Origin of the sequence: Pseudomonas sp. Pf153 (assembly GCF_001269775.1) — a bacterium.
GTDB lineage: Bacteria > Pseudomonadota > Gammaproteobacteria > Pseudomonadales > Pseudomonadaceae > Aquipseudomonas > Aquipseudomonas uvaldensis.
The window spans coordinates 103843-126201 of sequence record NZ_LHVL01000030.1 but is presented as its reverse complement, the minus strand read 5'-3'; the positions used below and the strand labels follow the sequence as shown (position 1 = coordinate 126201).

The 22359-nt window shown below is 62.2% G+C and carries 19 protein-coding genes and 1 pseudogene; 11 read left to right on the top strand and 9 right to left on the bottom strand.

Annotation, left to right across the window (positions count from 1 at the left end; genetic code table 11):
* Positions 1-9 precede the first annotated feature (9 nt).
* On the top strand, positions 10-1650 hold the full coding sequence (locus tag AD666_RS22080; RefSeq protein ID WP_053156788.1) for an alpha-amylase family protein: 1641 nt from the start codon (positions 10-12) through the stop codon (positions 1648-1650).
* On the opposite strand, the gene AD666_RS22075 is transcribed toward AD666_RS22080, so the two are convergent.
* Positions 1603-2586 (bottom strand): SDR family oxidoreductase, encoded by a 984-nt coding sequence (locus AD666_RS22075; RefSeq protein WP_053156785.1) that lies wholly within the window; start codon positions 2584-2586, stop codon positions 1603-1605. The genes AD666_RS22080 and AD666_RS22075 overlap by 48 nt on opposite strands.
* 50 nt (positions 2587-2636) lie before the next feature.
* Entirely contained in the window at positions 2637-3050 is a 414-nt protein-coding gene (locus AD666_RS22070; protein ID WP_053156782.1) for a CBS domain-containing protein, read from the bottom strand.
* Positions 3051-3595: 545 nt separating this feature from the next.
* Between AD666_RS22070 and nirB the strand changes: the two genes are divergently transcribed.
* From nirB to AD666_RS22055, 3 genes are read left to right on the top strand one after another with little or no spacing between them, the layout of a single operon-like run.
* On the top strand, positions 3596-6157 hold the full coding sequence (gene nirB, locus AD666_RS22065) for a nitrite reductase large subunit NirB (RefSeq protein ID WP_053156779.1): 2562 nt from the start codon (positions 3596-3598) through the stop codon (positions 6155-6157).
* Entirely contained in the window at positions 6157-6534 is a 378-nt protein-coding gene (gene nirD, locus AD666_RS22060; protein ID WP_053156776.1) for a nitrite reductase small subunit NirD, read from the top strand. The genes nirB and nirD overlap by 1 nt, the downstream gene beginning before the upstream one ends.
* Positions 6535-6573: 39 nt before the next feature.
* On the top strand, positions 6574-7014 hold the full coding sequence (locus AD666_RS22055; protein WP_053156773.1) for a CBS domain-containing protein: 441 nt from the start codon (positions 6574-6576) through the stop codon (positions 7012-7014).
* 51 nt (positions 7015-7065) lie between these two features.
* Here the strand turns inward: AD666_RS22055 and AD666_RS22050 are convergent, their stop codons facing one another.
* From AD666_RS22050 to AD666_RS22035, 4 genes are read right to left on the bottom strand one after another with little or no spacing between them, the layout of a single operon-like run.
* Positions 7066-7518 (bottom strand): response regulator, encoded by a 453-nt coding sequence (locus tag AD666_RS22050; RefSeq protein WP_053156770.1) that lies wholly within the window; start codon positions 7516-7518, stop codon positions 7066-7068.
* Positions 7515-9827, bottom strand: a complete 2313-nt coding sequence (locus AD666_RS22045) for an ATP-binding protein (RefSeq protein ID WP_053158801.1) — start codon at positions 9825-9827, stop codon at positions 7515-7517. The genes AD666_RS22050 and AD666_RS22045 overlap by 4 nt, the downstream gene beginning before the upstream one ends.
* Complete coding sequence (locus AD666_RS22040; protein WP_053156768.1) at positions 9824-10492, bottom strand: response regulator transcription factor; 669 nt, start codon at positions 10490-10492, stop codon at positions 9824-9826. Before AD666_RS22040 ends, AD666_RS22045 begins: the two co-directional genes overlap by 4 nt.
* Positions 10489-11673, bottom strand: coding sequence for a GAF domain-containing sensor histidine kinase (locus tag AD666_RS22035; protein WP_053156765.1), 1185 nt, complete (start codon positions 11671-11673; stop codon positions 10489-10491). The genes AD666_RS22040 and AD666_RS22035 overlap by 4 nt, the downstream gene beginning before the upstream one ends.
* Before the next feature lie 215 nt (positions 11674-11888).
* Here AD666_RS22035 and AD666_RS22030 point away from each other — a divergent pair, with 215 nt between their 5' ends.
* The 4 genes from AD666_RS22030 to AD666_RS22015 all read left to right on the top strand — a co-directional run bounded on the left by AD666_RS22030 (position 11889) and on the right by AD666_RS22015 (position 16523).
* Entirely contained in the window at positions 11889-12410 is a 522-nt protein-coding gene (locus tag AD666_RS22030; protein ID WP_053156762.1) for an SgcJ/EcaC family oxidoreductase, read from the top strand.
* A 168-nt stretch (positions 12411-12578) separates the two neighbouring features.
* Positions 12579-13088, top strand: a complete 510-nt coding sequence (locus tag AD666_RS22025; RefSeq protein WP_053156759.1) for a sigma-70 family RNA polymerase sigma factor — start codon at positions 12579-12581, stop codon at positions 13086-13088.
* Positions 13085-14032, top strand: a complete 948-nt coding sequence (locus AD666_RS22020) for a FecR domain-containing protein (RefSeq protein WP_172679672.1) — start codon at positions 13085-13087, stop codon at positions 14030-14032. Before AD666_RS22025 ends, AD666_RS22020 begins: the two co-directional genes overlap by 4 nt.
* 67 nt (positions 14033-14099) lie before the next feature.
* Positions 14100-16523: a TonB-dependent receptor gene (locus AD666_RS22015; protein ID WP_053156753.1), complete on the top strand. Its 2424-nt coding sequence runs from the start codon at positions 14100-14102 to the stop codon at positions 16521-16523.
* A 178-nt stretch (positions 16524-16701) separates the two neighbouring features.
* On the opposite strand, the gene AD666_RS22010 is transcribed toward AD666_RS22015, so the two are convergent.
* Positions 16702-17103, bottom strand: coding sequence for a hypothetical protein (locus AD666_RS22010; RefSeq protein ID WP_082339896.1), 402 nt, complete (start codon positions 17101-17103; stop codon positions 16702-16704).
* A 259-nt stretch (positions 17104-17362) separates the two neighbouring features.
* Here AD666_RS22010 and AD666_RS22005 point away from each other — a divergent pair.
* Positions 17363-18425: pseudogene (locus AD666_RS22005) on the top strand (M42 family peptidase).
* Between the two features lie 138 nt (positions 18426-18563).
* Here AD666_RS22005 and AD666_RS22000 read toward each other — a convergent pair.
* Entirely contained in the window at positions 18564-19043 is a 480-nt protein-coding gene (locus tag AD666_RS22000; RefSeq protein ID WP_053156750.1) for a nuclear transport factor 2 family protein, read from the bottom strand.
* A gap of 41 nt (positions 19044-19084) precedes the next feature.
* Entirely contained in the window at positions 19085-19672 is a 588-nt protein-coding gene (locus AD666_RS21995; protein ID WP_053156747.1) for a TetR/AcrR family transcriptional regulator, read from the bottom strand.
* Positions 19673-19809: 137 nt separating this feature from the next.
* On the opposite strand from AD666_RS21995, the gene pssA reads away from it, so the two are divergent.
* Both pssA and AD666_RS21985 read left to right on the top strand, forming a co-directional pair.
* Positions 19810-21153, top strand: coding sequence for a CDP-diacylglycerol--serine O-phosphatidyltransferase (gene pssA, locus AD666_RS21990; protein ID WP_053156744.1), 1344 nt, complete (start codon positions 19810-19812; stop codon positions 21151-21153).
* Between the two features lie 11 nt (positions 21154-21164).
* Complete coding sequence (locus AD666_RS21985) at positions 21165-22181, top strand: AraC family transcriptional regulator (protein WP_053156741.1); 1017 nt, start codon at positions 21165-21167, stop codon at positions 22179-22181.
* The last annotated feature ends 178 nt before the right edge of the window (positions 22182-22359 follow it).

Below are 22359 nucleotides of genomic sequence, written 5' to 3'. Positions count from 1 at the left end.
GAGTCTGCAATGAAAGCCAATTGGCACCGCAACACCTTGATCTACCAGATCGATCCTTCCTTGTTCTACGACAGCAATGGTGATGGCCGGGGCGACCTCAAGGGCATCATCCGCCAGCTCGATTATCTGCAGGCACTGGGGGTAGGCGCGCTCTGGCTGATGCCGCTGTACCGCTCGCCATTCAAGGATGCAGGCTACGATGTCAGCGACTTCCTGGCGCTGGACCCTCGTTTCGGCAGCGAAGAGGACTTGCGCCAGTTGATCGTCAAGGCCGGGGAGCGCGGCATACGGGTGATCCTCGAGTTGGTGGTGCAGCACACTTCCGACCAGCATCCCTGGTTCCAGCGCGCGCGGCGCGATAGAAACAGTGTCTATCGCGATTATTACCTGTGGTCCGATACCCCCGTGGACGATGGCAACCAGCCGATCTTTCCCTCGGTGGAGGACAGCATCTGGCAGTGGGACGAAGAGGCCGGACAGTATTATCGCCACCTGTTCTATCGGCATGAGCCGGACCTCAACCTTGCCAACCCGCGAGTTGTCGAGGCCATCGAACGGATCATGGTCCACTGGCTGGAGCTGGGGATCGCCGGTTTTCGCCTGGATGCCGCTTCGCACCTGGTGGAACAGGCCGGCGGCGGTGATGAGGAGCAGGGGGTCTGGCTGCTCGAAAGGCTTTACAGATGCATGACCCGTATCAACCCCGAAGGGATCTTGATGGGGGAGGTGGATGTCGAGCCAGAACGTTACAGCCACTACTTCGGAGCGGGGGATCGTCTGGGGCTGGTGCTGGATTTCTGGGTCAACAACCATATTTTCCTGGCGCTTGCCCGGGGCGAGGCGCAACCGTTGCAACGCGCCATTGCCCGCCGCCCCGCCCCGCCGGACGGCGCCCATTATGCGGTGTGGTTGCGCAATCACGACGAGCTGGACCTGGAGCGTCTGAGCGAAGAGGAGCGTGAGGAGGTGATGCAGGCCTTCGCGCCGGAGCCGGACATGCGCGTGTATGGGCGCGGGATTCGCCGGCGCCTGGCCCCCATGCTCGAAGGTGACGTGCGCCGCCAGGCACTGGCCCAGTCGCTATTGCTGTCGCTTCCCGGTACGCCAATCGTGCGCTATGGCGAGGAGATCGGCATGGGCGATGACTTGTCGCGCCCAGAGCGGCTTTCGGTGCGCACTCCCATGCAATGGAACGCCGAAGCCAACGCGGGATTTTCCTCGGCCCATCATTTGGCTGCTGCTTTGATCGAACACGGGCCGTTCGCCTATACGCACCTGAACGTCGCACGGCAGCAGGACGACCCCGAGTCGCTGCTGGCTCGCACACGTCGCCTGCTATGGGCTCGCTCAGGGCTGTCGGAAGTGGGGAACGGCGAGGCGCAGTTGTTGACGGCAGACCATCGCGCCGTGTTCGCCATTGCCCATGTCGGCCAGGCCACTTCGGTGATGCTGGCCAATCTCGGCCCAGAGACTGTCGAGGTACGGTTGCAGACGGACCTGGAGGGCTTCGAGGAAATCGTTTCAGACAGCCCATATCCCGCGCCCGAGGGTGCCAGCATGAATCTTTATGGCTATGGTTATCGCTGGTTTCGCTACGCAGGTTCAGAACAGCAGCAGGGTGACCGCCAGGAGACCGACGACCGCCAGTAGCAATGCGGACACCTGGGTAGAGCTCAAGGCCAGTGCGTCTGCCCGTGATTGCCCGCTGAACCGGCCCTGGATCCGGTGCAGCGATTGCTGCGACTCGAACAGATTGTCCGGCCGTTGCCCGTCGTCGTCTTCCCGGGTCATCTGGCCGGACCAGGCGCTGCGGGCAAGCAGGCGGTCGAGCAGGCCGGGCATCAGGCAAGTGCCGACAATGGCCTTCACCGACGCCGCGCCCAACCACAGTTCCCTGGGCGTGCGTCGTACCACGCTGAGGATCGCCCGGGCGGCGACGTCCGGATCGTGGATGGGCGGAACCGGTTGCGGGCGCTTGTCGAGTTTATTGCGTGCCCAATCGAACTGCGGGGTATTGATGGCGGGTAGCTGGACCATGCAGACGCGGATACCGCTGCGGGCATGAAGCAGTTCGCAGCGCAGTGAGTCGGTAAACCCGCGGACGGCGAACTTGGCCCCGCAATAGGCCGCCTGCAACGGAATGGCGCGGTAGGCCAGTGCCGAGCCGACCTGGATGATCACCCCGCGATCACGCGGCTCCATGAGCGCCAGTGCCGCCATCGTACCGTGGACGGTGCCCAGGTAGGTCACCGACGTCACCCGCTGGATTTCCTCGGCGCTGAGTTGACGGACAGGGGAAAACACCGTGGTCATGGCGCAGTTGATCCAGACCTGCACCGGGCCCAGCTCGTGCTCGATGCGTCGCGCCGCTTCGAGCACGGCCGCGGCGTCGGCCACGTCGACGCCGATGCCCAGGGTCCGCGTGCCGCGCTGCTGCAGTTCATCTTCGGTGTCGGCCAGGGCTTGGGCGCCCCGGGCCAGCAGGCCGACCCGATAACCGGCGGCGGCGAACCGGTGGGCCGTCGCGCGACCGACACCGGCGCTGCCGCCGCAGATCACCACCACCGGCGGGTTTCGCTCATCCATTGCGTTTCTTCCAATTCAATGATCTCTGCCCGATGGCCGGTGCGGTAGCATCAGTGAGGCCGCGCCACGCCCCGCAGCAGGTTGGCACTGAGCTTGTCGGCGTTGCAGCTGGCGACGTTGGCCAGCGACACCATGCCCACCAGCCGCTTGTCGCGGTTTACTACCGGCAGGCGACGTTTTTCCAGCTGGGCCATGTTCTTGGCGACATGGTCGACTTCTTCGTCTTCGAAGCAGTAGCGCACCTCGTCGCTCATGATCCGGCTGACCGGGGTGTTCAGGTCCATGCCGTCGGCCATGGCGCGAATCACCAGGTCGCGGTCGGTGATCATCCCGGCCATGCGGTCGTCCTGGTTGATGATCAGCGCGCCGATGTCGGCCTGGCGCATGATCAGCGCGATCTCGCGCAGCGGTGTATCAGGCGAAACCGTGCGAATTTCCCGACTCATGATTTCATTGACTTTCATCGTTGATCTCCTCTTTCGGGTTGGACAGTAACCTGGCCTGGCGGCTGCGCTGGGTCTGGGCAGTGCCGTGGCCGGCTCCTGTCTATTGTGAAAATCCGTGTTGGCGATGGTTCAGCATTTTTTGCCCAGGCAGGGATAGCTGCACTTTTATGAAGCCGCAGGTGAGGATTCGCACCATGGGAAGGCAGGCGTCGGCGATGGCGGCGCAGGTCCTGGCCATGGCTCACCAAGGCGACAGGTTCGCTGCAGGACCCGATTCCACAAGGGGCGGCTGGGCACTCTGGGCATGACCGAGGCGTTGCACGCAAGGTTTGGCACGCTCGCTGCAAGAGGGTGACCAGGCCCACCGCGAACGCAATCGAGTGGGCAGCCCCGTCGGTCAACGAAGATCGAATGCCAGCAGGTCGGGGAAATAACGGTAGGTCGAGGCGCAGTCGCCGGGCCGATACCGCACAGAACAGGCAAAGACGCCTGGAACCGCAAGGTTTCAGGCGTCTTTTTTTTTGCTTCCAAAAACCGTGATGGGCTTTTGTCGGGTGCTTTATATGAATTCCAACGTCGCTTCCCTGAACAAGCTGCAAACGCTGATCGTGATCGGCAATGGCATGGTCGGCCATCACTGCGTCGAACAACTGATCGAACGCGGTGCCCTCAACCAGTACCGCTTGCATGTGTTCAGCGAAGAGCCGATGCGCGCCTATGACCGCGTGCACCTGTCCGAGTATTTCTCCGGCCGTGATGCGGAGTCCCTGGCCCTCGGCGAAGCTTCGTTGTATCAGACCCCCGGCGTTACGCTGCACCTGGGCGTACCGGTGCTGGAAATCGACCGCCAGGCACGCCAGGTGGTCACCGCCGGCGAGCGCATCGGTTACGACAAACTGGTGCTCGCCACCGGTTCCTATCCGTTCGTGCCACCGATCCAGGGTGCCCAAGGCGATGCTTGCCTGGTCTACCGCACCCTCGAAGACCTCGACGCCATCCGTGCCGCCGCCAGCAATGCCCGCCGTGGCGTGGTGGTCGGGGGTGGTCTGCTGGGCCTGGAAGCGGCCAACGCCCTCAAGACCCTGGGCCTGGAAGCCCATGTGGTGGAGTTCGCGCCACGGTTGATGCCGGTGCAACTGGACGAGCGGGGCGGCCTGGCGCTCAAGGCCCGTATCGAGATGCTGGGTGTCGGTGTGCACCTGTCCAAGGGAACCCAGTCCATTACCGCCGGTGAGCAGTATCGCTACCGGATGAATTTCGGTGACGATGATTTCCTGGAAACCGATCTCATCGTGTTCTCCGCCGGTATCCGTGCCCAGGATGCCCTGGCGCGCCAGAGCGGATTGCCCATCGGCCCACGCGGTGGCGTGATCATCGATGACCAGTGCATGACCTGCGATCCGGACATCTACGCCATCGGCGAATGCGCCGCCTGGAACGGCAGCATCTTCGGCCTGGTCGCTCCGGGTTACCAGATGGCCCGCAGTGTCGCGGCACGACTGTGCGGTGAAAATGCCGAGCCGTTCACCGGTGCCGACATGTCCACCAAGCTGAAACTGCTTGGCGTGGACGTCGGTTCCATCGGTGATGCCCATGGCAACACCCCAGGCTCGCGCAGCTTCCAGTTCATCGACGAAACCAGTGCCAGTTATCGGCGACTGGTGGTGGACGCCGATGGCAAGCGGGTGATCGGCGCGGTGCTGGTGGGCGACAACAGCTACTACGACACCTTGTTGCAATACATGCAGAACGGCATCGCCTTGCCCAAGGACGCCGCGAGCCTGATCCTGCCGTCGTCCGCAGGCGCACCGACACTGGGCCCGGCCGCGTTGCCCGAATCCGCCACTATCTGCTCGTGCCACAACGTCACCAAGGGTTCGATCTGTTCGGCCATCGACGGCGGCTGCACGGACCTTGGTCAATTGAAGTGCGACACCAAGGCCGGCACCGGTTGCGGGGGCTGCGCTGCCTTGGTCAAACAGGTCTTCGAACACGAACTGACCGCCCGGGGCGTCAGCGTCGACAAGAGCCTGTGCGAACACTTCGCCTACACCCGCCAGGAGCTGTACGCGCTGGTGCGGGTGGAGGGCATCATCAGTTTCGAAGAATTGCTGGCCAAGCACGGTCGCGGGCATACCGGTTGCGACCTGTGCAAGCCGGCAGTGGGCTCGATCCTGGCGTCGTGCTGGAACCAGCCCATCATGGATCCTTCGTTGGTGCCGTTGCAGGACACCAACGACACCTTCATGGCGAACATGCAGAAAAACGGCACCTATTCGGTGGTGCCGCGCATTGCCGGAGGGGAAATTACCGCCGACAAGCTGATCGCTATCGGCGTGGTTGCCAAGAAATACGACCTCTACACCAAGATCACCGGTGGCCAGCGCATCGACCTGTTCGGCGCCCAGTTGCACCAGCTGCCGGACATCTGGGCCGAGCTGATCGAGGCCGGCTTCGAAACCGGGCATGCCTACGGCAAATCCACCCGTACGGTGAAATCCTGCGTCGGCAGCACCTGGTGCCGCTACGGTGTGCAGGACAGCGTGCAGATGGCCCTGACTATTGAAGATCGCTACAAGGGCCTGCGTTCGCCTCACAAGCTCAAGTTCGCCGTATCCGGTTGCACCCGCGAGTGCGCCGAGGCCCAGAGCAAGGACGTCGGCGTGATCGCCACCGAGAAGGGCTGGAACCTCTACGTGGCCGGTAATGGGGGTATGCGTCCACGGCATGCGGAGCTGTTCGCCACCGACCTGGACGACGAAACCCTGATCCGCTACATCGACCGCTTCCTGATGTTCTACATCCGCACCGCCGACAAGCTGCAGCGCACATCGGTCTGGCGCGAAAGCCTGGAGGGCGGCCTGGACTACCTCAAGGACGTGATCATCCATGACAGCCTGGGCCTGGGCACCGAGCTCGAAGCCCAGATGCAACTGGTGGTCGACCGCTATGAATGCGAATGGGCCAACGCCCTCAAGGACCCGGAAAAACTCAAGCGTTTCCGCACCTTCGTCAACGACGGTCGCGGCGACCCGGATGTTCATTTCGTCAGGGAACGCGGCCAGCGCCGGCCGGCTCATGCTGGCGAACTTCACCTGATTCCCGTTACCGAGGAGGTGCTCTGATGAGCCAGTCAAACGTCGTTCGTATTCCCGTTGCCGAAGCCCAGGTGCAGTGGCGTCCCCTGTGCACCCGCCAGGACCTGGTGCCCAACTCCGGCGTGGTCGCCTGGCACGACGGCAGCCAGGTCGCGCTGCTGTACCTGCCGGAACAGGCCGACAAGCCACTCTACGCGATCGATAACCGCGACCCCAAGTCCGGCGCGAACGTTATCGGCCGCGGCCTGTTGGGCAGCATCAAGGGTGAGCTGGTGATTGCGTCGCCGATGTACAAGCAGCATTTCCGCCTGGAAGACGGCCATTGCCTGGAGTATCCCGAGCAACGTTTGCGGGTGTGGCCGGTGCGGCTCAATGGTGATGTGGTGGAGATCGGCGAAGACTGATCTATGCCCGGAACATGTAACTGAAGTTGGGGATTAGCAATGAAAACCGCCGCTCAACTGGTGAAACTCAAAAGTGTGCAGAACCAGCAGGTCCACAGCATTGCGCCGGAGCAGACAGTGCTCGAAGCACTGCGGATCATGGCCGAGAAAAATGTCGGCGCGCTGCCGGTGATCGAAGACGGTCAGGTGATCGGGGTGTTCAGTGAGCGGGACTATGCGCGCAAGATGGTGTTGCAAGGGCGCTCCTCGGTGGGCACATCGGTACGCACCATCATGAGCGCGCCGGTGGTGACTGCCGACAGCCAGCAAAGCATCGACCGCTGCATGGAAGTCATGACCCACAGCCATCTGCGGCATCTGCCGGTGCTGGATAACGGGCAGTTGATCGGCCTGCTGTCGATTGGCGATCTGGTCAAGGAAGCAATTGTCGAGCAGGCGGATCTGATCCGGCAGTTGGAACACTACATTCGCGGGCATTGATTGCAATTTTCCTACACCAGGGGATAGCTGACTTGCCCGCGATGCTTTTCGTCATTTGCGGTGCTGTCGCAACAGTTCGATCTGCTGGGAGGGCACTCGTGCGCGCAACGCTTTGTAGAGCGCACGGGTTTCCAACAGGTTCCAGATGCGCAGCATGGTTTCCAGCGCATCCAGAGGCTTGCTGATGAAATCCCGGGCGCCCAGGGCCAGGGCTCGCAGGCGGGTGTCGCGGGTTGCGTCGGCGGTCAGGACCAGGATCGGCAGGTAGTCGTTGGCCGGAATGCGTCGGTTGAGTTGTTCCAGCACGGCGAAGCCGTCGAATGCCGGCATATGCAGATCGAGGATGACCAGGTCCGGCTCGAAGCTGTTGAACAGATCGAGGGTGCGCAGGGGCTCGGTGCTGCTCAGCACGTTATGCAACCCTTCACGGGCCAGCAGTTGCTCCATCAAGTCAAGGTTGGGGCGCTGGTCATCGATGATCAGAATGCGCAAGTCGCGGTTCATGCGGGCTCCGGCAAATAGCGTTCAAGGTGACCCAGGAAAGCCTGGATATGAATGGGTTTGGTCAGAATGGCCGTGGCACCGGCGTCCTGCAGGGTTCGATGGGTCAGGTCGCTGGCATCGGCGGTGATCATCAAGATCGGCGTCGCCGCGGTGGCGGGGGATTGCCGCAGGCGACGCAGTACTTCCAGGCCTTCGAGGTCCGGCAGGGTCACGTCCAGCAAAATCAGTTGCGGCGCGTGCTGGCGCGCCAGATCCAGGCCCATCTGGCCTTGCATGCTCGACAGCAACTGGATGCCCGGGCGGCGCTGCATCAGCGTTTCGATCAGGGCCAGGCTCGACAGGTTGTCTTCGATGCACAAGACCCGCCCGTGGTATTCGACGGGTGGGCGTGTCACCGTCAGCGTCGCGACGGGAACCGATGGTGTATTGGCTACCGTGGCACCCGGCAACTGCAAAGTAAAACAACTGCCTTGTCCCGGCACGCTGTGCACCTGGAGGCTGCCCTGCATCATTTCCAGCAGGCTCTTGCTCAGGGACAATCCAAGGCCCGTACCCTCGACCTGGGGATCGGCGTCCAGGCGCTCGAACGGCTTGAACAGCCGGGCCAGTTGTTCCGGTGCGATGCCATGGCCCGTGTCGCTGACGGCGATGCTGATCCGTTGGAGCCGTGTCGTCACTTCGATGCGAACTTCACCGCCGGGCCGGTTGTACTTGATGGCGTTGGACAGCAGGTTGAGCAGCACCTGGACCAGGCGCTGTCGGTCGGCCAGCACACCGCTGCCGTCGGGCAGCGGCGACAGCTCGACCAGGCGGATACCGGCGTCGGCGGCCATGGGGGAAACCAGCGTCAGTGCTTCGTGGAGCACCGCCGACAGGGCGAGGGGCTCGATGTTCAGTGGCAGGCGACCGGCCTCGATCCGGGCGATATCCAGCACTTCGTTGATCAATGCGAGCAGATGCTGACCGGCACGCAGGATGTGGCTGACCTGGGGGCGTTGGCCGGCCGTGGAGTCCATGTCCAGCAATTGCGCGAAGCCGAGGATGGCGTTGAGTGGCGTACGCAATTCGTGGCTCATGCGTGAAAGAAACTCGCTCTTGGCCCGACTGGCACTTTCAGCCTCCTCGCGGGCGGTGCCCAGGGCGATCTCGGCGGCACGCCGGTCGGTGATGTCGCGAGTGATCTTGGAGAAACCACGCAGGGCGCCGGTGCTGTCGTATTGGGCGGTGATGACCACACTGGCCCAGAACCGACTGCCGTCCTTGCGACAGCGCCACGCTTCTTCCATGTAATGACCGTCGCGAGTGGCTTCGCGCAGGGCCATGTCCGGGTGCGCCGGGCATTCTTCGGGCAGGTAGAACAGCGAAAAATGCCGGCCGAGGATTTCCTGCTCGGTGTAGCCCTTGATCCGTTCGGCACCGGCGTTCCAGGTAATCACGTGGCCCTGGGCATCCAGCGCGAAGATTCCGTAGTCCTTCACACCGTCGATGATCAGCCGCAAGCGCTCCTCGTTGTCGCGCAAGGCTCGCTCGCGCTCGGCAAGCAATTGCCCGGCTTCCACCAGTCGCGTGCCCAACTGGCCGATTTCATCCTGTTCCGGCGGTTGCGGCAACAGGGGCTGCCCCAGGGCCAGGCGCTGGGCATTGCCTTGCACCTGTTGCACCCGGGCGACGATGCCCTTGGACAGGAACAGCACCGCGACAATCGCGCCGAACAGCCCGCACAAGGCTGCCAGCAACGTGGCAAACAACAGGCGCATGCGCGTGGCCGAGGCTGCGGCGCTGCGCTCGTCGAGCAGGGCGTCCTCGCGGATGCGCATGGCATTGATCTGCTCGCGCAGTACGTCCAGCACTTGCTTGTTTTCGATCAGAATCGCAGTGATGGCTTCGGTGTCGTCGCCCTTGCCGTTGCGCAATGCGATCAGGCCATGGAGTTTTTCGTCGATCAGCGGGGTGATGTTCTGCAGGTGTTCACGCACCTTGGCGTCGCGGATGTTGTGGTCCAGGCGTTGCAACGCGGCCTGGATCAGGGGCGTGGCCTGTTCATAGCCGGGCAGGAAGTCTTCGCGGCGGGTCAGCAGATAGCCGCGTACACTCGCCGCGGCTTCGGCCAGCAGCGTATGGACCGCCTGGATATCGCCCTGGACCCGCAACACCCGGCGTACGTCTTCCTCGGCCCGGGCGGTCTGGCGTTCGGTGATGTAGATCAGCACCAGCGATAGCAGCAGCACCACCAACGGCAGGGAAATCACCACCAGCGCCTTGCCCCGCAAGGGCAGGTTGGCCCATCGACGGGCAGCGACGAACCTCATGGCCATTGCCCGGCGGGTTGCGCCACCAGGCCCAGGGCAACACCACGCACTGCAGCCTGAGTCCGGTCGGCGGCGCCCAGCTTGCCGATGACCCGCTCGACATGGGCTTTGGCGGTGCCAGGAGCGATGCCGAGTTTTTCACCGATTTCCCGATTGCTGAAACCACCGGCCACCAGTCCCAGCACCTGGCGCTCGCGTGCGGTCAGAGCCTGGAGCTGTGACGCGCCACTGGCGCCGCGCTCGGCCATGCGTCGCAACAGTCGTGCACTGACCGAACTGTTCAGTGCTTCTTCGCCATGGGCCACCCGTTCAAGGGCATCCAGTACTTCGTCACGGCTGGCATCCTTGAGCAGATAGCCGACCGCGCCGGCACCAATGGCGGCTTCCAGGTGATCGGGGCTGTCGTCCATGGTGAAGATCATCACTTTGATCCCGGGTTGGCGCTGCCTCAGGATGCGTGCCGCACCCAGCCCATTGAGCACGGGCATGCGGATATCGAGGATAGCAATGTCCGGTTGCAGCCGTTCGCACAGATCCAGGGCTTCCTGGCCATCGCGGGCCTGGCCGACGACCTCGAACCCCGGTATGCCGGCCAGCATGGTGATGAAGCCGGTGCGGGTGACTTCGTGATCGTCGGCCAACAGCAGGCGTAATGGAGCAATCATGGGTGTACTCCATGGGGCGGCAAAGGTACTTGGGTCAACAAGCGGGTTCCACCCTCCGGCTGGCTGACACAGGTCAACTGGCCGCCCAGAAGGCTGGCGCGTTCCTGCATGGCGGCCAACCCGAGATGGCAGCCGCCCTGGGTTTCGATCGGTTGTTCGAGGGCAAAGCCACGGCCGTCGTCCTCGACCCGCAGGGAGGCCTGATCGTCGCTTACGCAAAGCCCCAGGCAGACATGACTGGCCCGAGCATGCTTGAGGACGTTGTTGATCCCTTCCTGAGCAATGCGGAACAGGGCGATCTCCACCTGCCCGGGCAGGCGAGCCGTGCTGTGTTCGATCCAACTCACCGTCAGGCCTGCCTCCCGCAGGCGGTCGGCTTCCTTGTCGACCGCCTTGTACAGGCCAAAATCGTCCAGCACATGGGGGCGCAGCCCGCTGATCAATTGTCGACCTTCACCGACGCAGCCCTTGGCGAGGGCCAGGATGGTGTGCAGCTCGTTGGCAAGGTCCGGCGGCAGGGCCGGGCAGCGACCGGCAAATCCCTGCAAGCGTTGATGCAGGCCGGCCAGATTCTGCGCCAGCCCGTCGTGCAGGTCGTAGGCCACGCGCTTGCGCTCGTCTTCCTGGGCGCTGAACAGACGATGGACCAGCTCGGACATGGTGCGCTCGCGGGCCTGGAGGGCTTCGAGCAGCCGATGGTTTTCCAGATGCGCCGCCAACAAGGTCGAGAGCAATTGCAGTGAGTCGATGTCTTCACTGTCCGGCGAACTGATGTTCACGCTATTGCCCAGCAGCAGAACGCCGAACACCGTCCCGTCGGACGCACGCAGCGGCACCCGCAGCACTTGGGGCAGGACGCTGCCGGGATATTCCAGCCATTGTGGGTCGGGCCAGGGTGCATGGCCCAGGCTGGCGAGCCAGGCAAGCCGTTCGCCGCTGCCGTGGCTGGCCAGGGTCTGCACGGGTTTGTCAGGCGTCCACGCCAGCAGCAGGCCATGGTCCATCGCCATGAACGCGCATGCCCGCAATACGACACGCTGGCGCATCTGGGCCAATGGCAGGCGGGTCAGCTCATGACCGGTTCCCAATAACAGACCCAGGCGTGCGGCTCGGCTTTGCGACTGGCGATATTGGGTACGGATGGCCAGGGCGCTGCCGGGCTCATGGGGTGGGCTTTGCATGAGGGGCTCCAGCGTGAAAGGGGACCGGAACGGTCGCGGTGCCGATATTAGAACGTGTCATCGATGCCGGGCGTATCTGCCGAACGGCATAGGCGATCGACACCGGATGGCCGATGGCGGCGGCACGGGCGGGCGGCAAAGTTGGGCCATCGAAACCCATGCGTTTTGAACCCCTGCATTTGAACCCCTGCATTTAAACTCAGAGAAACGCCACGATGAAAATGAAAACCCTCGCCCTGGCCACTTTTTTCGTACTGACCACACCCTTCGCCCACGCCGTCGATGCCACGCCTTACGTGTATCGCACCGTCGCCGAACAGCCGAAGAACGAGAAAGACCGTGAGATCGCCGGTCTGTTCGACAAGTGGAACGCTACCCTCAAGACCGGCAGCGCTAGCGCGATGACGAGCCTTTATGCGCCGGACGCCATGCTCCAGCCGACGCTGTCCAACAAAGTGCGCACCACGCCTGCCGAAATCCAGGATTATTTTGACCACTTCCTGATGGGCAAGCCGGTCGGCACGATCAATTTCCGGGAAATCCATCGCCTGGGCCCCGACGCGGCCATGGATAGCGGGGTGTACACCTTTACCTTGACCAATGCCGACGGCAGCAAGAAGGACGTCCAGGCGCGCTACACCTTCCTGTATGAACGCCTGGACGGGCAGTGGAAGATCATCAACCATCACTCTTCGGCCATGCCGGAAGTGCCGAAAGTGCTGCACGCCAGCCACTGATTGCCGCGTTGCACAAGCGCCCCTGACGTCAGGGGCGCTTGTCTATGCCGGAAAAAAACTCTGCAACGCGTACCTGCACCTTTGCCAGCACAAAGGACTTGGAATAGCACATGAATATTAATTAGAATCAGTCTCATTTAAGTCATTCCAAGTGCAGGGCTTCTTGACATGTCTGACGCAGTTACGCCGACGGAGCACTCCCTGCATGCGTTGTACCGTGATCACGGAAGCTGGCTGGAAGGCTGGTTGAGACGACGCATGGGCAACGCCTGGGATGCGGCGGACCTGCGCCAGGATACCTTTTTGCGCGTAATGGCCAGCGCTCAGCCCTTGGTTGACCTGCACGAACCGCGCGCTTACCTGCTGACGGTCGGCAAACGGTTACTGAGTAATTTCTACACCCGGCGCAACCTGGAGCAGGCTTATCTCGATGCCTTGGCGAGCCTGCCCGAAGAATGCGTACCGTCGCCCGAACAACGCTGGTTGCTCCTGGAAACCCTGCACGCCCTGGACGAATTGCTCTATGGCCTGCCGCCCCTGGTGCGGCGGGCCTTTTTGTGGAGCCAGCTCGAAGGTTTGGGTTACCGCGAGATCGCCGAGCGCATGCAAGTATCCGAGCGCACCATCAAGCGTTACATGGCCCAGGCTTACGAGCATTGCCTGTTGGTGGACTTCTGATGAAGCCGGCTCCTTCGCTCGAAGCCCGGGAAGTGGCCCGGGCGGCGGCTCGCTGGCTGGCCATGATGGAGTTTGGTGATGGCGAGTTCGATTCCGCCGGTCTGCAACGCTGGCGTGACAGCAGTGTTCAGCATGAGGCGGCGTGGCAAAAAGCCCTGCGATTGCGCCAGCGATTTGCCGGGGTGCCGCCCGCGTTGGGCATGGCGACACTGGATCGTCCAGCCCTGCCTCGTCGCGACGTACTCAAGCGGGCCCTGGGCGTTGCTGCGTTGGTCCCGGCCGTCTGGATGCTGGGGCGAGAACTGCCGCTGGAAGCCTGGCGGGCCGATTTGCACACTGGCACCGGAGAACAGCGGCGCTGGTCGCTGGTGGACGGTAGCCTGTTGCGGTTGAATACCGACAGCGCTGTGGATCTGGATCTCAAGGCACGGCGACTGACGCTGGTGCAAGGTGAAATCGCCCTGACGGTCGCGGGCAATACGCCGCTGACCATCGAGGCACCCTATGGAGCGATCACGCTCAATCGTGGCGAAGTCTGCGTGCGGCTGAGCTCGCACGGCTGTCAGGTGTCGGTGCTCGGCGGCTCAGTGCAATTGCAGCCGCTACAGGGGCTTTCACTGACGTTGGAGAAGGGCCAGCAAGTCAGTTTGCAGACCGCCGGCGCGGGCCCGCTGAGTGCCTTCGATGTGGCTCAGTTGGGCTGGCGAGACGGTGTACTGGTGGCGCAGAACCAGCCGCTGGGGGATTTTCTCCGTGAGTTGGATCGCTATCGTCCGGGCGTCTTGCGCTGGGACGAAACCCTGGAGTCGCTGAGGGTGACCGGCAGCTTCCGCCTGGAGAACACCGATCGAATCCTTGGGCTGCTCGCGGCCAGCCTGCCGTTGGAAGTTCGAATGCGCACCCGGTACTGGGTCACGCTGGTGCCTCGTAAAAATATTGCCTGAAGCCTGTCCCCTTTTTTTGTCTCGCTTGTCATTCAAGGCAAGTGAACAAAAACGAGAGCTCTCTCCCATGTCCGTAGCAGTACCTTTGCGCTTTCGCCCGGCCTTCGCCGGCTGGCGTCCGCTGTTGAGCCTGAGTCTCATGCTGAGCCTGAGTGCCAGTCCCCTCGTGATTTCCTCCAGCCAGGCTGAAGAAGCCGCCCGGCGCAGCTATCAGGTGCCGGCCGGCAGTCTCAGCGCCGCGCTGACCCGGTTTGCCGGCCTTGCGGGGGTCAATCTTTCGGTGGACCCGTCCCTGGTCGGTGGCCGCAACAGCCCAGGCCTTTCAGGGGAATATGGCGTGGAGGAGGGCTTCGCCCGGCTGTTACAGGGCTCCGGTCTGCAATTGCAGCCGGTGGGTGAGCAGGCCTATATCCTGATGCCCGCGCCGCAGGGCAGTAGCCTGCAACTGGCGCCCACCTCGATTGTCGGAGTCGGCGCTTCCTCGGGTGGCGACGTATACGCCGGCGGCCAGGTGGCGCGCCGTGGCTCACAAGGTTTGCTGGGATCGCGGGATTTCATGGAAACCCCCTTCAGCATGACCACTTACACCAGCGAAGCGGTCAAGAACCAGCAGGCGCGGACCCTGGGCGACCTGATCGCCAGCGACCCTTCGGTTCGTGCAACCAACCCGGCGGGCGGCCGCTATGAACAATTCACCATCCGCGGTTTCAGCCTGTTCAACAGTGATGTGGCCTATAACGGTCTCTACGGCGTCCTGCCGACTTACACCATCGACATGGAAATGGCCGACCGCGTCGACATCCTCAAGGGCCCGACCCAACTGATCAACGGGATATCGCCACGGGGCAGCGTGGGCGGCGGCATCAACGTGGTGCCCAAGCGTGCGAGCGACAAACCCATCACCTCGTTCACCGGCAGCTATGCGTCCAACAACCAGCTGGGCGGTGCCGTGGATGTTGGCCGGCGTTTTGGTGAAGACAACCAGTTCGGTATCCGCTTCAACGGCGTGAAACAGTCTGGCGACACCGAGTGGGATCACCAGAGCGTGGACCGCGAGATGGCTGTACTGGGCCTGGATTACCGTGGCGAACGCCTGCGTCTGTCCACCGATATCGGGCACACCGAACGCGACACCGACGCGCCGCAGGAACGCGTGCAGGTTGCCGCCGCAGCACCGATCCCCCATGCCAGCGACGTACGCAGCAACTATGCGCAACCCTGGAGCAAGGCGCGCACCGAGGACACCTTCGGTACCGTGAATGCCGAATACGACGTCAGCGATTCCGTGATGCTGTATGGCGGTGTCGGCGCGCGCGAAAGTCGCCATGACTTCTTGCGGCACAATGTTCTGGTCACCAACGCCGCCGGCGATTTCACCGTGTCTCCCCGCGACTTCACCCGTGACGAGAGTGTCCAGACGGCTAACATCGGGGTACGCAACTGGTTCCATACGGGCCCGGTGAGTCACGAGGTCAACCTGGCCGCCAGCTATTTCTACATGGATTTCACCAATGGCGGCGCTCGCTATGCCAACGGTCGCAGCAACCTCTATGACCCGGTGGAAACACCGACCCCGAACGTCCCTACGCGTCCGGATCCAAAGGTCTACACCGAGAACCACTTCAGTGGCGTGGCATTGTCCGACACGCTGGGTTTCTTCGATGATCGGTTGCTGCTGACCCTCGGTGCCCGCTGGCAACGGGTCGAGGTCGACGACTGGTCGGATGGCGTCAAGGGGCCTACGGCTTACGATGAAGAAAAGGTTTCGCCATCGGGCGGTATTCTGTTCAAGGCCACCGACAAACTGTCGCTGTATGCCAATTACATGGAAGGCCTGAGCCAGGGCAAGATCGCGCCTTCGACGTCGGTCAACGAAGATCAGATCTTCCCGCCGTTCATCAGCCGTCAGGTCGAGGTCGGTGCCAAGTATGATGCTGGCCCGTTCGCGTTGACCGCCGCGTTGTTCCGAATCAAGCAGCCGGCCTACGCGACCGATGCAACGACACGTGTCTTCGGCCCGAACGGCAAGCGCGAAAACACGGGCGTGGAGCTGAGCGTCTTCGGTGAGCCACTCAAGGGCACCCGTTTGCTCGGCGGCGTGATGTACATCGACAGCGAACTGACCGATACCACCGGTGGAGCTTTCGACGGCAACCGCGCACCGGCCACGCCGAAATACAACGTCAACCTGGGCGCAGAGTGGGACGTGCCGACCCTGCAAGGCTTGACGCTGACCAGTCGCGGCATCTACTCCAGCTCGCAGTACCTGGATCAATCCAACGATAAGGAAATCGATTCCTGGTTCCGTTTCGATGTCGGCGCCCGCTACGGATTCAAGGTCGACGAAAAGAACATCACCCTGCGCGCCAACATCGAGAACGTCGCGGACAAACGCTATTGGAGTTCGGCCGGGGCCTCGGATGACAGTGAGCCGGGCTTGACCCTGTCGACACCGCGTACGTACCTGCTGTCAGCGACTATCGATTTCTAAGCGTCGTACGGCTCCAGGGATGGAGCACGCCTAGGCTCTGTACGAAAAGCCTTGATACTCGTTCATGCTGCGTTGAAAACAGCCTCGCAATGCTCATGTACTCCAGTACACTGCGCTTGCTCGGCTGTTTTCGCCTTGCCTGACCTTCGTCTCAAGACTTTTCATACAGAGCCTAGGGTCAGGCATCGCGGAACAGATCGTGGGCGTCCAGCAATCGCCAGGCGATTTCCGGGCGTTTTTCCAGGCCACGGCGAATGGCGGCCGGGATCGACTGGCGGATCTTGCGGCACAGGCCGGGTTGCGGCTGGAACTCGATGGCGATGCCGCGCATGGTCCGCACTTCGTTGTAGCCGGGTTCGATGGTCAGGCGCACCCCGAGATTCTCGTAAAGACGCTGTTGAAGCCGCTCCAGTTCGGCCAGGTCCTGGATGTTTTCCAGGCGTTCGAGCAGGCGTTTTTCTTCCTGGCGGTTCAAGCAAAGAATACGCAAATCGCCGCCGGGGGTTTCCAGCAACGCATCGCGCCCGCAATCGCAGACGCCGGGCGGGCAGGGGGGGCGGATCGGGATCGACGCGGTCATGGGCTCCACAAGATCGACGACATAACGAAACCGCCCAAGCCATGGGCGGCCCAGGCAATGTGATGCCTGGCGCTACTGTGGTCAACCCCTCCCTCGAGGCCACTTGTCCGCTAGCCGGCGTGGCCCGCTCGTCCGGTTTTCCTCGATCCGATCAAATTATTCAACCGCTGGAGGCCTCAAGAAGGACAGGCACGTTGCGGTTCGCTCCGGCATCGGCACGGCGACGGGCCTCGTGGCAAGCATAAGGAGATTCCCGTCGATGCAAACGAACCTGTCTACATTATCTTTGCTGGAAACGTTGTTGATGGCCCGCGGTCCGGGCGGGCAGGAACATGAAGTACGAGCCATTTGCCTGCAGGCACTCAAGCCCCATTGCGACAAGACCTGGGTCGATCCGGCCGGCAATGTGATCGGCTTGATCAACGGGACCGCCAAGGCAAGCGAAACCCGGACGCCCGTCAGAATCATGGCTCATCTGGATGAAATCGCCATGCTGGTCAAACGCATCGAACCGGATGGCACGTTGCGGGTGGTGGCGTTGGGGGGCGCCAATCCGGTCAACTTCGGCGTCTGCCCAGTGGACATCCTGGGCGACCGGGACTTCATTCCTGGCGTATTGTCGTTCGGCTCCATGCACAGCACGGGTGAAACTCACCAGGGCGCGGATGTCCTGTCCGGGAATGTGCATTGGGGGGATGTGCATGTCATCACCCGGTGTTCGCCCGAGCAATTGCGCGAGCATGGCGTGCGTCCCGGTACGCGGGTGGTGTTGAGCCAGCATTGGCGCCGGCCGTTTCGTGTGGGAGATGCCATTGCCGCGCACTTCCTCGATGACCGCGCACCCATGGCCGCCACGCTCCAGGCGGCTGCGTTGCTGGCGGGACGCCGTGAAGCGCTGGCCGGCGAAGTGTATTTTGTCTTTACCACCCAAGAGGAAGAGTCCAACGCCGGGGCTCTGTACGCCGCCAGTCATCTGCCGGGGGAAGTGACCGTGGCCGTGGAGGTCGGGCCGGTGGCGCAAGAGTACGGGACTCGACTGAGCGTCGATCCGATCATCAGCACGGGGGACCAGAACGGCTGCTACAGCCGTGAGATCGCCGACCGACTGTACCGTGCCGGCGAACGCTGCGGATTGAGCCCGCAATTTGCGTTATTGGTGGATTTTGCCAGTGACGCCAGTGCGGTCATGGGCGGCGGGATCTCGGCGCTGGGCGGTTGCATCGCGATTCCCACCGAGAATACCCCATGGGTATGAACTGATCCTGGAGGGCAGCATCGAGGCTTGCGCGGCTACGCTGCTGGAGTTTCTGATCAGTCATTGAGGTTCGCGGCACATCTGACAGGAACATGGCGCCTGTGGGAACAAGGCTTGCCCGCGATAGCGGTCTTTCTATGCCGCCGATGTTGGACGGGCTGGCCTCATCGCGAGCAAGCAGAACTCCCACAGATTTGAATGGGGGCTACAGCCCAAGCTCGGACAATCCAGGATGATCATCCGGGCGGCGGCCCAGGGGCCAATGGAATTTGCGCTCGCTGGCCTGGATCGGCAGGTCGTTGATGCAGGCATAGCGGTTGCGCATCAGGCCGTTCTCGTCGAATTCCCAGTTCTCATTGCCGTAGGAGCGGAACCAGTTGCCCGAGTCGTCGTGCCATTCGTAGGCGTAGCGCACGGCGATGCGGTTGTCGGTGAAGGCCCAGAGTTCCTTGATCAGGCGATAGTCCAACTCCTTGGCCCATTTGCGCGTCAGGAACGCCTTGGCTTCCTCCCGGCCATGAACGAACTCGGCGCGGTTGCGCCATTGGGTGTCGAGGGTATAGGCCAGGGACACCCGCTGTGGATCGCGGGAGTTCCAGCCGTCTTCGGCCAGGCGGACTTTCTCGATGGCTGACTCACGGGTGAAAGGCGGCAACGGTGGGCGTAGTTCGGCGGTGGACGACATGGCTAATCTCCAGTGGGTGTTGAATTGAGTTTTACAGCGGTTCAACGGGGTGCGTTTTCAGACTTCTTTTCGATCAACAACGTGTCTACCATGGCCCGGGCGTTATCGGCGGCACGGGGGTCACCCATCACCAGCGCGACAGTAATAGCGCCGTCGATCAAGATCAGTAATTGTCGGGCCAGGGCATCCGGATCTTCTGCGCCTTGTTCGACACAAAGTCGGGTGACATAGTCGAGTAACTTCTGTTTGTGCAACTTGGCCACTTGGCGTACCGGATCGCTCGGGTCGCCGGTCTCGCCGCTGGTGTTGATAAATGCGCAGCCACGAAAACCTTCACTGTCAAACCAGCCCCTGAGCACGGTGAACAGGTTCAACAGCCGTGCCCTCGGGTTCAGGGCCTTGTCGACTTCCGTGCTGAACCAGCGCATCCAACGCTCGTCCCGTCGCTTGAGGGCGGCCACGATCAGGTCGTCCTTGTTGGCGAAATAGCGATAGATGCTCTTCCTGGAGACGCCGGCGGTCTTGACCAGAAGGTCCATGCCAGTGGCGGCGATGCCACTTTTATAGATCAACTTTTCGGCGACATCGAGGATGATGTCTCGTGTTTCATTACTGATGATTTCGTTCATGGAGAAACAGTAGAACGATCGTTCTCCTTGGTCAAGTTTTATTTTTGTGGGCACTCTGTTTGCCGACGGTGGCTCCAAAACCCGCTCATCATGGTGTAAGCTCATCGGCTCTTCGGACCGACCTTTTGCGAGTCTTAATGCCGTCGCTCTTCAAACGCACCCTGCTGCCAAAATTGCGCAGCTTCGCACTGACCGCCGATGCCGTGACCATCCTCGATGGCGCCGCCGAGTTCCGCCGTTGCCTGCTGGAGAAAATCGCCCAGGCCACGCAGCGTATCTACATCGTCGCCCTGTACTTGCAACAGGACGAGGCGGGCCAGGAAATCCTCGATGCCTTGCATGCTGCCAAAGCCGCTCGACCGGAACTGGACGTGGTCGTGGTGGTGGACTGGTTGCGGGCTCAGCGTGGGCTGATTGGTGCCAAGAAACAGCCGGGCAACTCGGCGTGGTACCAGGAGCAGACGCGTCTGCACGCCAGCGAAGTGCCGATCTACGGCGTACCGGTGCAAACCCGCGAGCTGTTCGGCGTGTTGCATTTGAAAGGCTTCGTGATCGACGACTGTGTGCTCTATAGCGGCGCCAGCCTCAATAACGTCTACCTGCACAAGTTCGAGAAATACCGCTACGACCGCTATCACTTGCTGCAGAACGCTGCGTTGGCCGACTCCATGCATCATCTGGTGGAGCATGGCCTGGTGGCTTCCAAGGCTGTCCATCGCCTGGACCTGCCGAACCCGCCCAGCACCCGCAGCTTGCGCAAGGACATCGGCGACTTGCGCAGCCGCCTCAAGTACGCGGCCTATGACACCACGGCCGGTAGCCTCGACAAGAGTGGGTTATCGGTGAGCCCGCTGCTGGGCGTCGGCAAGAACAACCCGTTGAGCCGTGTCATCATTGAATTGATCGCCAGCAGTCGCCAGCAACTGACGATCTGCACCCCGTATTTCAACCTGCCGCTGGCCGTGACCCGCGAGCTCAACCGTGCCCTGGCGCGCGGGGTGAAAATCGACATCATCGTGGGCGACAAGACCGCCAACGACTTTTTCATCCCACCGAGCGAGCCGTTCAAGATCATCGCGGCGCTGCCATATCTCTACGAAATCAGCTTGCGGCGCTTCGCCAAGCGGCATCAGCGCTACATCGACAGCGGCCAGTTGAACCTGCACCTGTGGCGTGACGGCGACAACAGCTATCACCTCAAGGGCATGTGGGTCGACGAGCGCTACACCTTGCTGACCGGCAACAACCTCAACCCGCGTGCCTTTCGTCTCGACCTGGAAAACGCCTTGCTGCTGGACGATCCCAAGGGTGAGTTGCTGGCGCCACGCCGGGCCGAGCTTGAGCAGATCTACCGACACACCCATCGGATAGAACGCTACCTGGACCTGGAAACCCTGCCGGACTACCCGGCAGCTGTGGCCAAGTTCCTGAAACGGGTCAGCCGGGTACGGATAGAACGGCTGCTTTACCGGATCCTGTGAATACTGGCGCCATGTCCGAGAAAGACACCATCTCTGTCCAGTTGGTGCGCGAAGCGCTGCTGCAGAGCTGCGCCCCCGGTCCGGCGACGGATGAGGTCTTGAGCAAGGTCGGCATCGCTCCGGCGCTGCTCGCCGATCCCCAGGCGCGTGTCCCGGCCCATGCCTACGCACGGCTCTGGCGTTCGCTGGCCCGACGCACCGACGACGAGTTTTTTGGCATGGACCCGCGCAAGCTCAAGTCCGGAAGCCTGGCGTTTTTCTGCCAGTGCGCCATGGCCCAGCCGACGCTGGCGGCCGGATTGACGGTAGGGCTGGGTTTTCTGTCGTTGATGCTCGAACACTTGCCGGCGCAGTGGGTCCGCCAGCAGAGCCTGGCGGAAATCGTTCTGCTGGAAGACAACCGGGAACCCCGTCGGGCTTTCACGTATTTCACCTATTGGATGATCGTCCATGGGGTGGCCTGCTGGTTGGCCGGACGGCGCATTCCTATTCTGTCTATCGAGTTGCGCTGTAGCGAACCGGATTTTTGTGACGACTACCGGGTGATGTTCTCCCAGAACCTGCGTTTTGGCCGGCCCCGTACGCGAATGATCCTCGCGGCCGACTGCCTGGACCTTCCCATCCGGCGCAACGCCGATGAACTCAAGCGTTTCCTCGCCCAGGCCCCGGCCAATATCCTGGTCAAATACCGCAACCCGCAAAGCCTGGCCAGCCGCATCCGCCACGATCTGCGGCAACTGCCCGCCCAACAATGGCCGGAGACCGAGGCCCTGGCCCAGCAGCTGTGCGTTTCCGCTTCGACCCTGCGCCGACGCCTGGCGGACGAGGGGCAGACGTACCAGGGGCTCAAGGACAGTGTGCGCAAGGAACTGGCAATTGCCTGGCTGGCCGAGCCTGCCGTCAGTTTCGTCGAAATTGCCTCGCGACTCGGGTTCGCCGATGCAAGCTCGTTCTACAAGGCCTTTCGCAAGTGGTCGGGCTCCAATCCGGGACATTATCGGAGCCTGATTCTCAACGAACCTGATTGACCCGCTCGCCGCGCTTTTTTCATCCGTCCCCCTTGTCTCTTTTCCCTCATAAAACCGTCATTTTTGTTTGATATAAGCCTCTGCAGGCGCTGGAAAAGCCAGATCATCAGGCAGAGTAGTGTATGCGAGCGACCGTTTCAGGTAGCGGCGATGTCGGTTTGAAAACCGTTTCCAATCC

Bases quoted from the DNA above. Each gene is read 5' to 3' on its own strand.
- AD666_RS22080 (WP_053156788.1), top strand. From the start codon at position 10: ATGAAAGCCAATTGGCACCGCAACACCTTGATCTACCAGATCGATCCT.
- AD666_RS22075 (WP_053156785.1), bottom strand. From the start codon at position 2,586: ATGGATGAGCGAAACCCGCCGGTGGTGGTGATCTGCGGCGGCAGCGCC.
- AD666_RS22070 (WP_053156782.1), bottom strand. From the start codon at position 3,050: ATGAAAGTCAATGAAATCATGAGTCGGGAAATTCGCACGGTTTCGCCT.
- nirB (WP_053156779.1), top strand. From the start codon at position 3,596: ATGAATTCCAACGTCGCTTCCCTGAACAAGCTGCAAACGCTGATCGTG.
- nirD (WP_053156776.1), top strand. From the start codon at position 6,157: ATGAGCCAGTCAAACGTCGTTCGTATTCCCGTTGCCGAAGCCCAGGTG.
- AD666_RS22055 (WP_053156773.1), top strand. From the start codon at position 6,574: ATGAAAACCGCCGCTCAACTGGTGAAACTCAAAAGTGTGCAGAACCAG.
- AD666_RS22050 (WP_053156770.1), bottom strand. From the start codon at position 7,518: ATGAACCGCGACTTGCGCATTCTGATCATCGATGACCAGCGCCCCAAC.
- AD666_RS22045 (WP_053158801.1), bottom strand. From the start codon at position 9,827: ATGAGGTTCGTCGCTGCCCGTCGATGGGCCAACCTGCCCTTGCGGGGC.
- AD666_RS22040 (WP_053156768.1), bottom strand. From the start codon at position 10,492: ATGATTGCTCCATTACGCCTGCTGTTGGCCGACGATCACGAAGTCACC.
- AD666_RS22035 (WP_053156765.1), bottom strand. From the start codon at position 11,673: ATGCAAAGCCCACCCCATGAGCCCGGCAGCGCCCTGGCCATCCGTACC.
- AD666_RS22030 (WP_053156762.1), top strand. From the start codon at position 11,889: ATGAAAATGAAAACCCTCGCCCTGGCCACTTTTTTCGTACTGACCACA.
- AD666_RS22025 (WP_053156759.1), top strand. From the start codon at position 12,579: ATGTCTGACGCAGTTACGCCGACGGAGCACTCCCTGCATGCGTTGTAC.
- AD666_RS22015 (WP_053156753.1), top strand. From the start codon at position 14,100: ATGTCCGTAGCAGTACCTTTGCGCTTTCGCCCGGCCTTCGCCGGCTGG.
- AD666_RS22010 (WP_082339896.1), bottom strand. From the start codon at position 17,103: ATGACCGCGTCGATCCCGATCCGCCCCCCCTGCCCGCCCGGCGTCTGC.
- AD666_RS22000 (WP_053156750.1), bottom strand. From the start codon at position 19,043: ATGTCGTCCACCGCCGAACTACGCCCACCGTTGCCGCCTTTCACCCGT.
- AD666_RS21995 (WP_053156747.1), bottom strand. From the start codon at position 19,672: ATGAACGAAATCATCAGTAATGAAACACGAGACATCATCCTCGATGTC.
- pssA (WP_053156744.1), top strand. From the start codon at position 19,810: ATGCCGTCGCTCTTCAAACGCACCCTGCTGCCAAAATTGCGCAGCTTC.
- AD666_RS21985 (WP_053156741.1), top strand. From the start codon at position 21,165: ATGTCCGAGAAAGACACCATCTCTGTCCAGTTGGTGCGCGAAGCGCTG.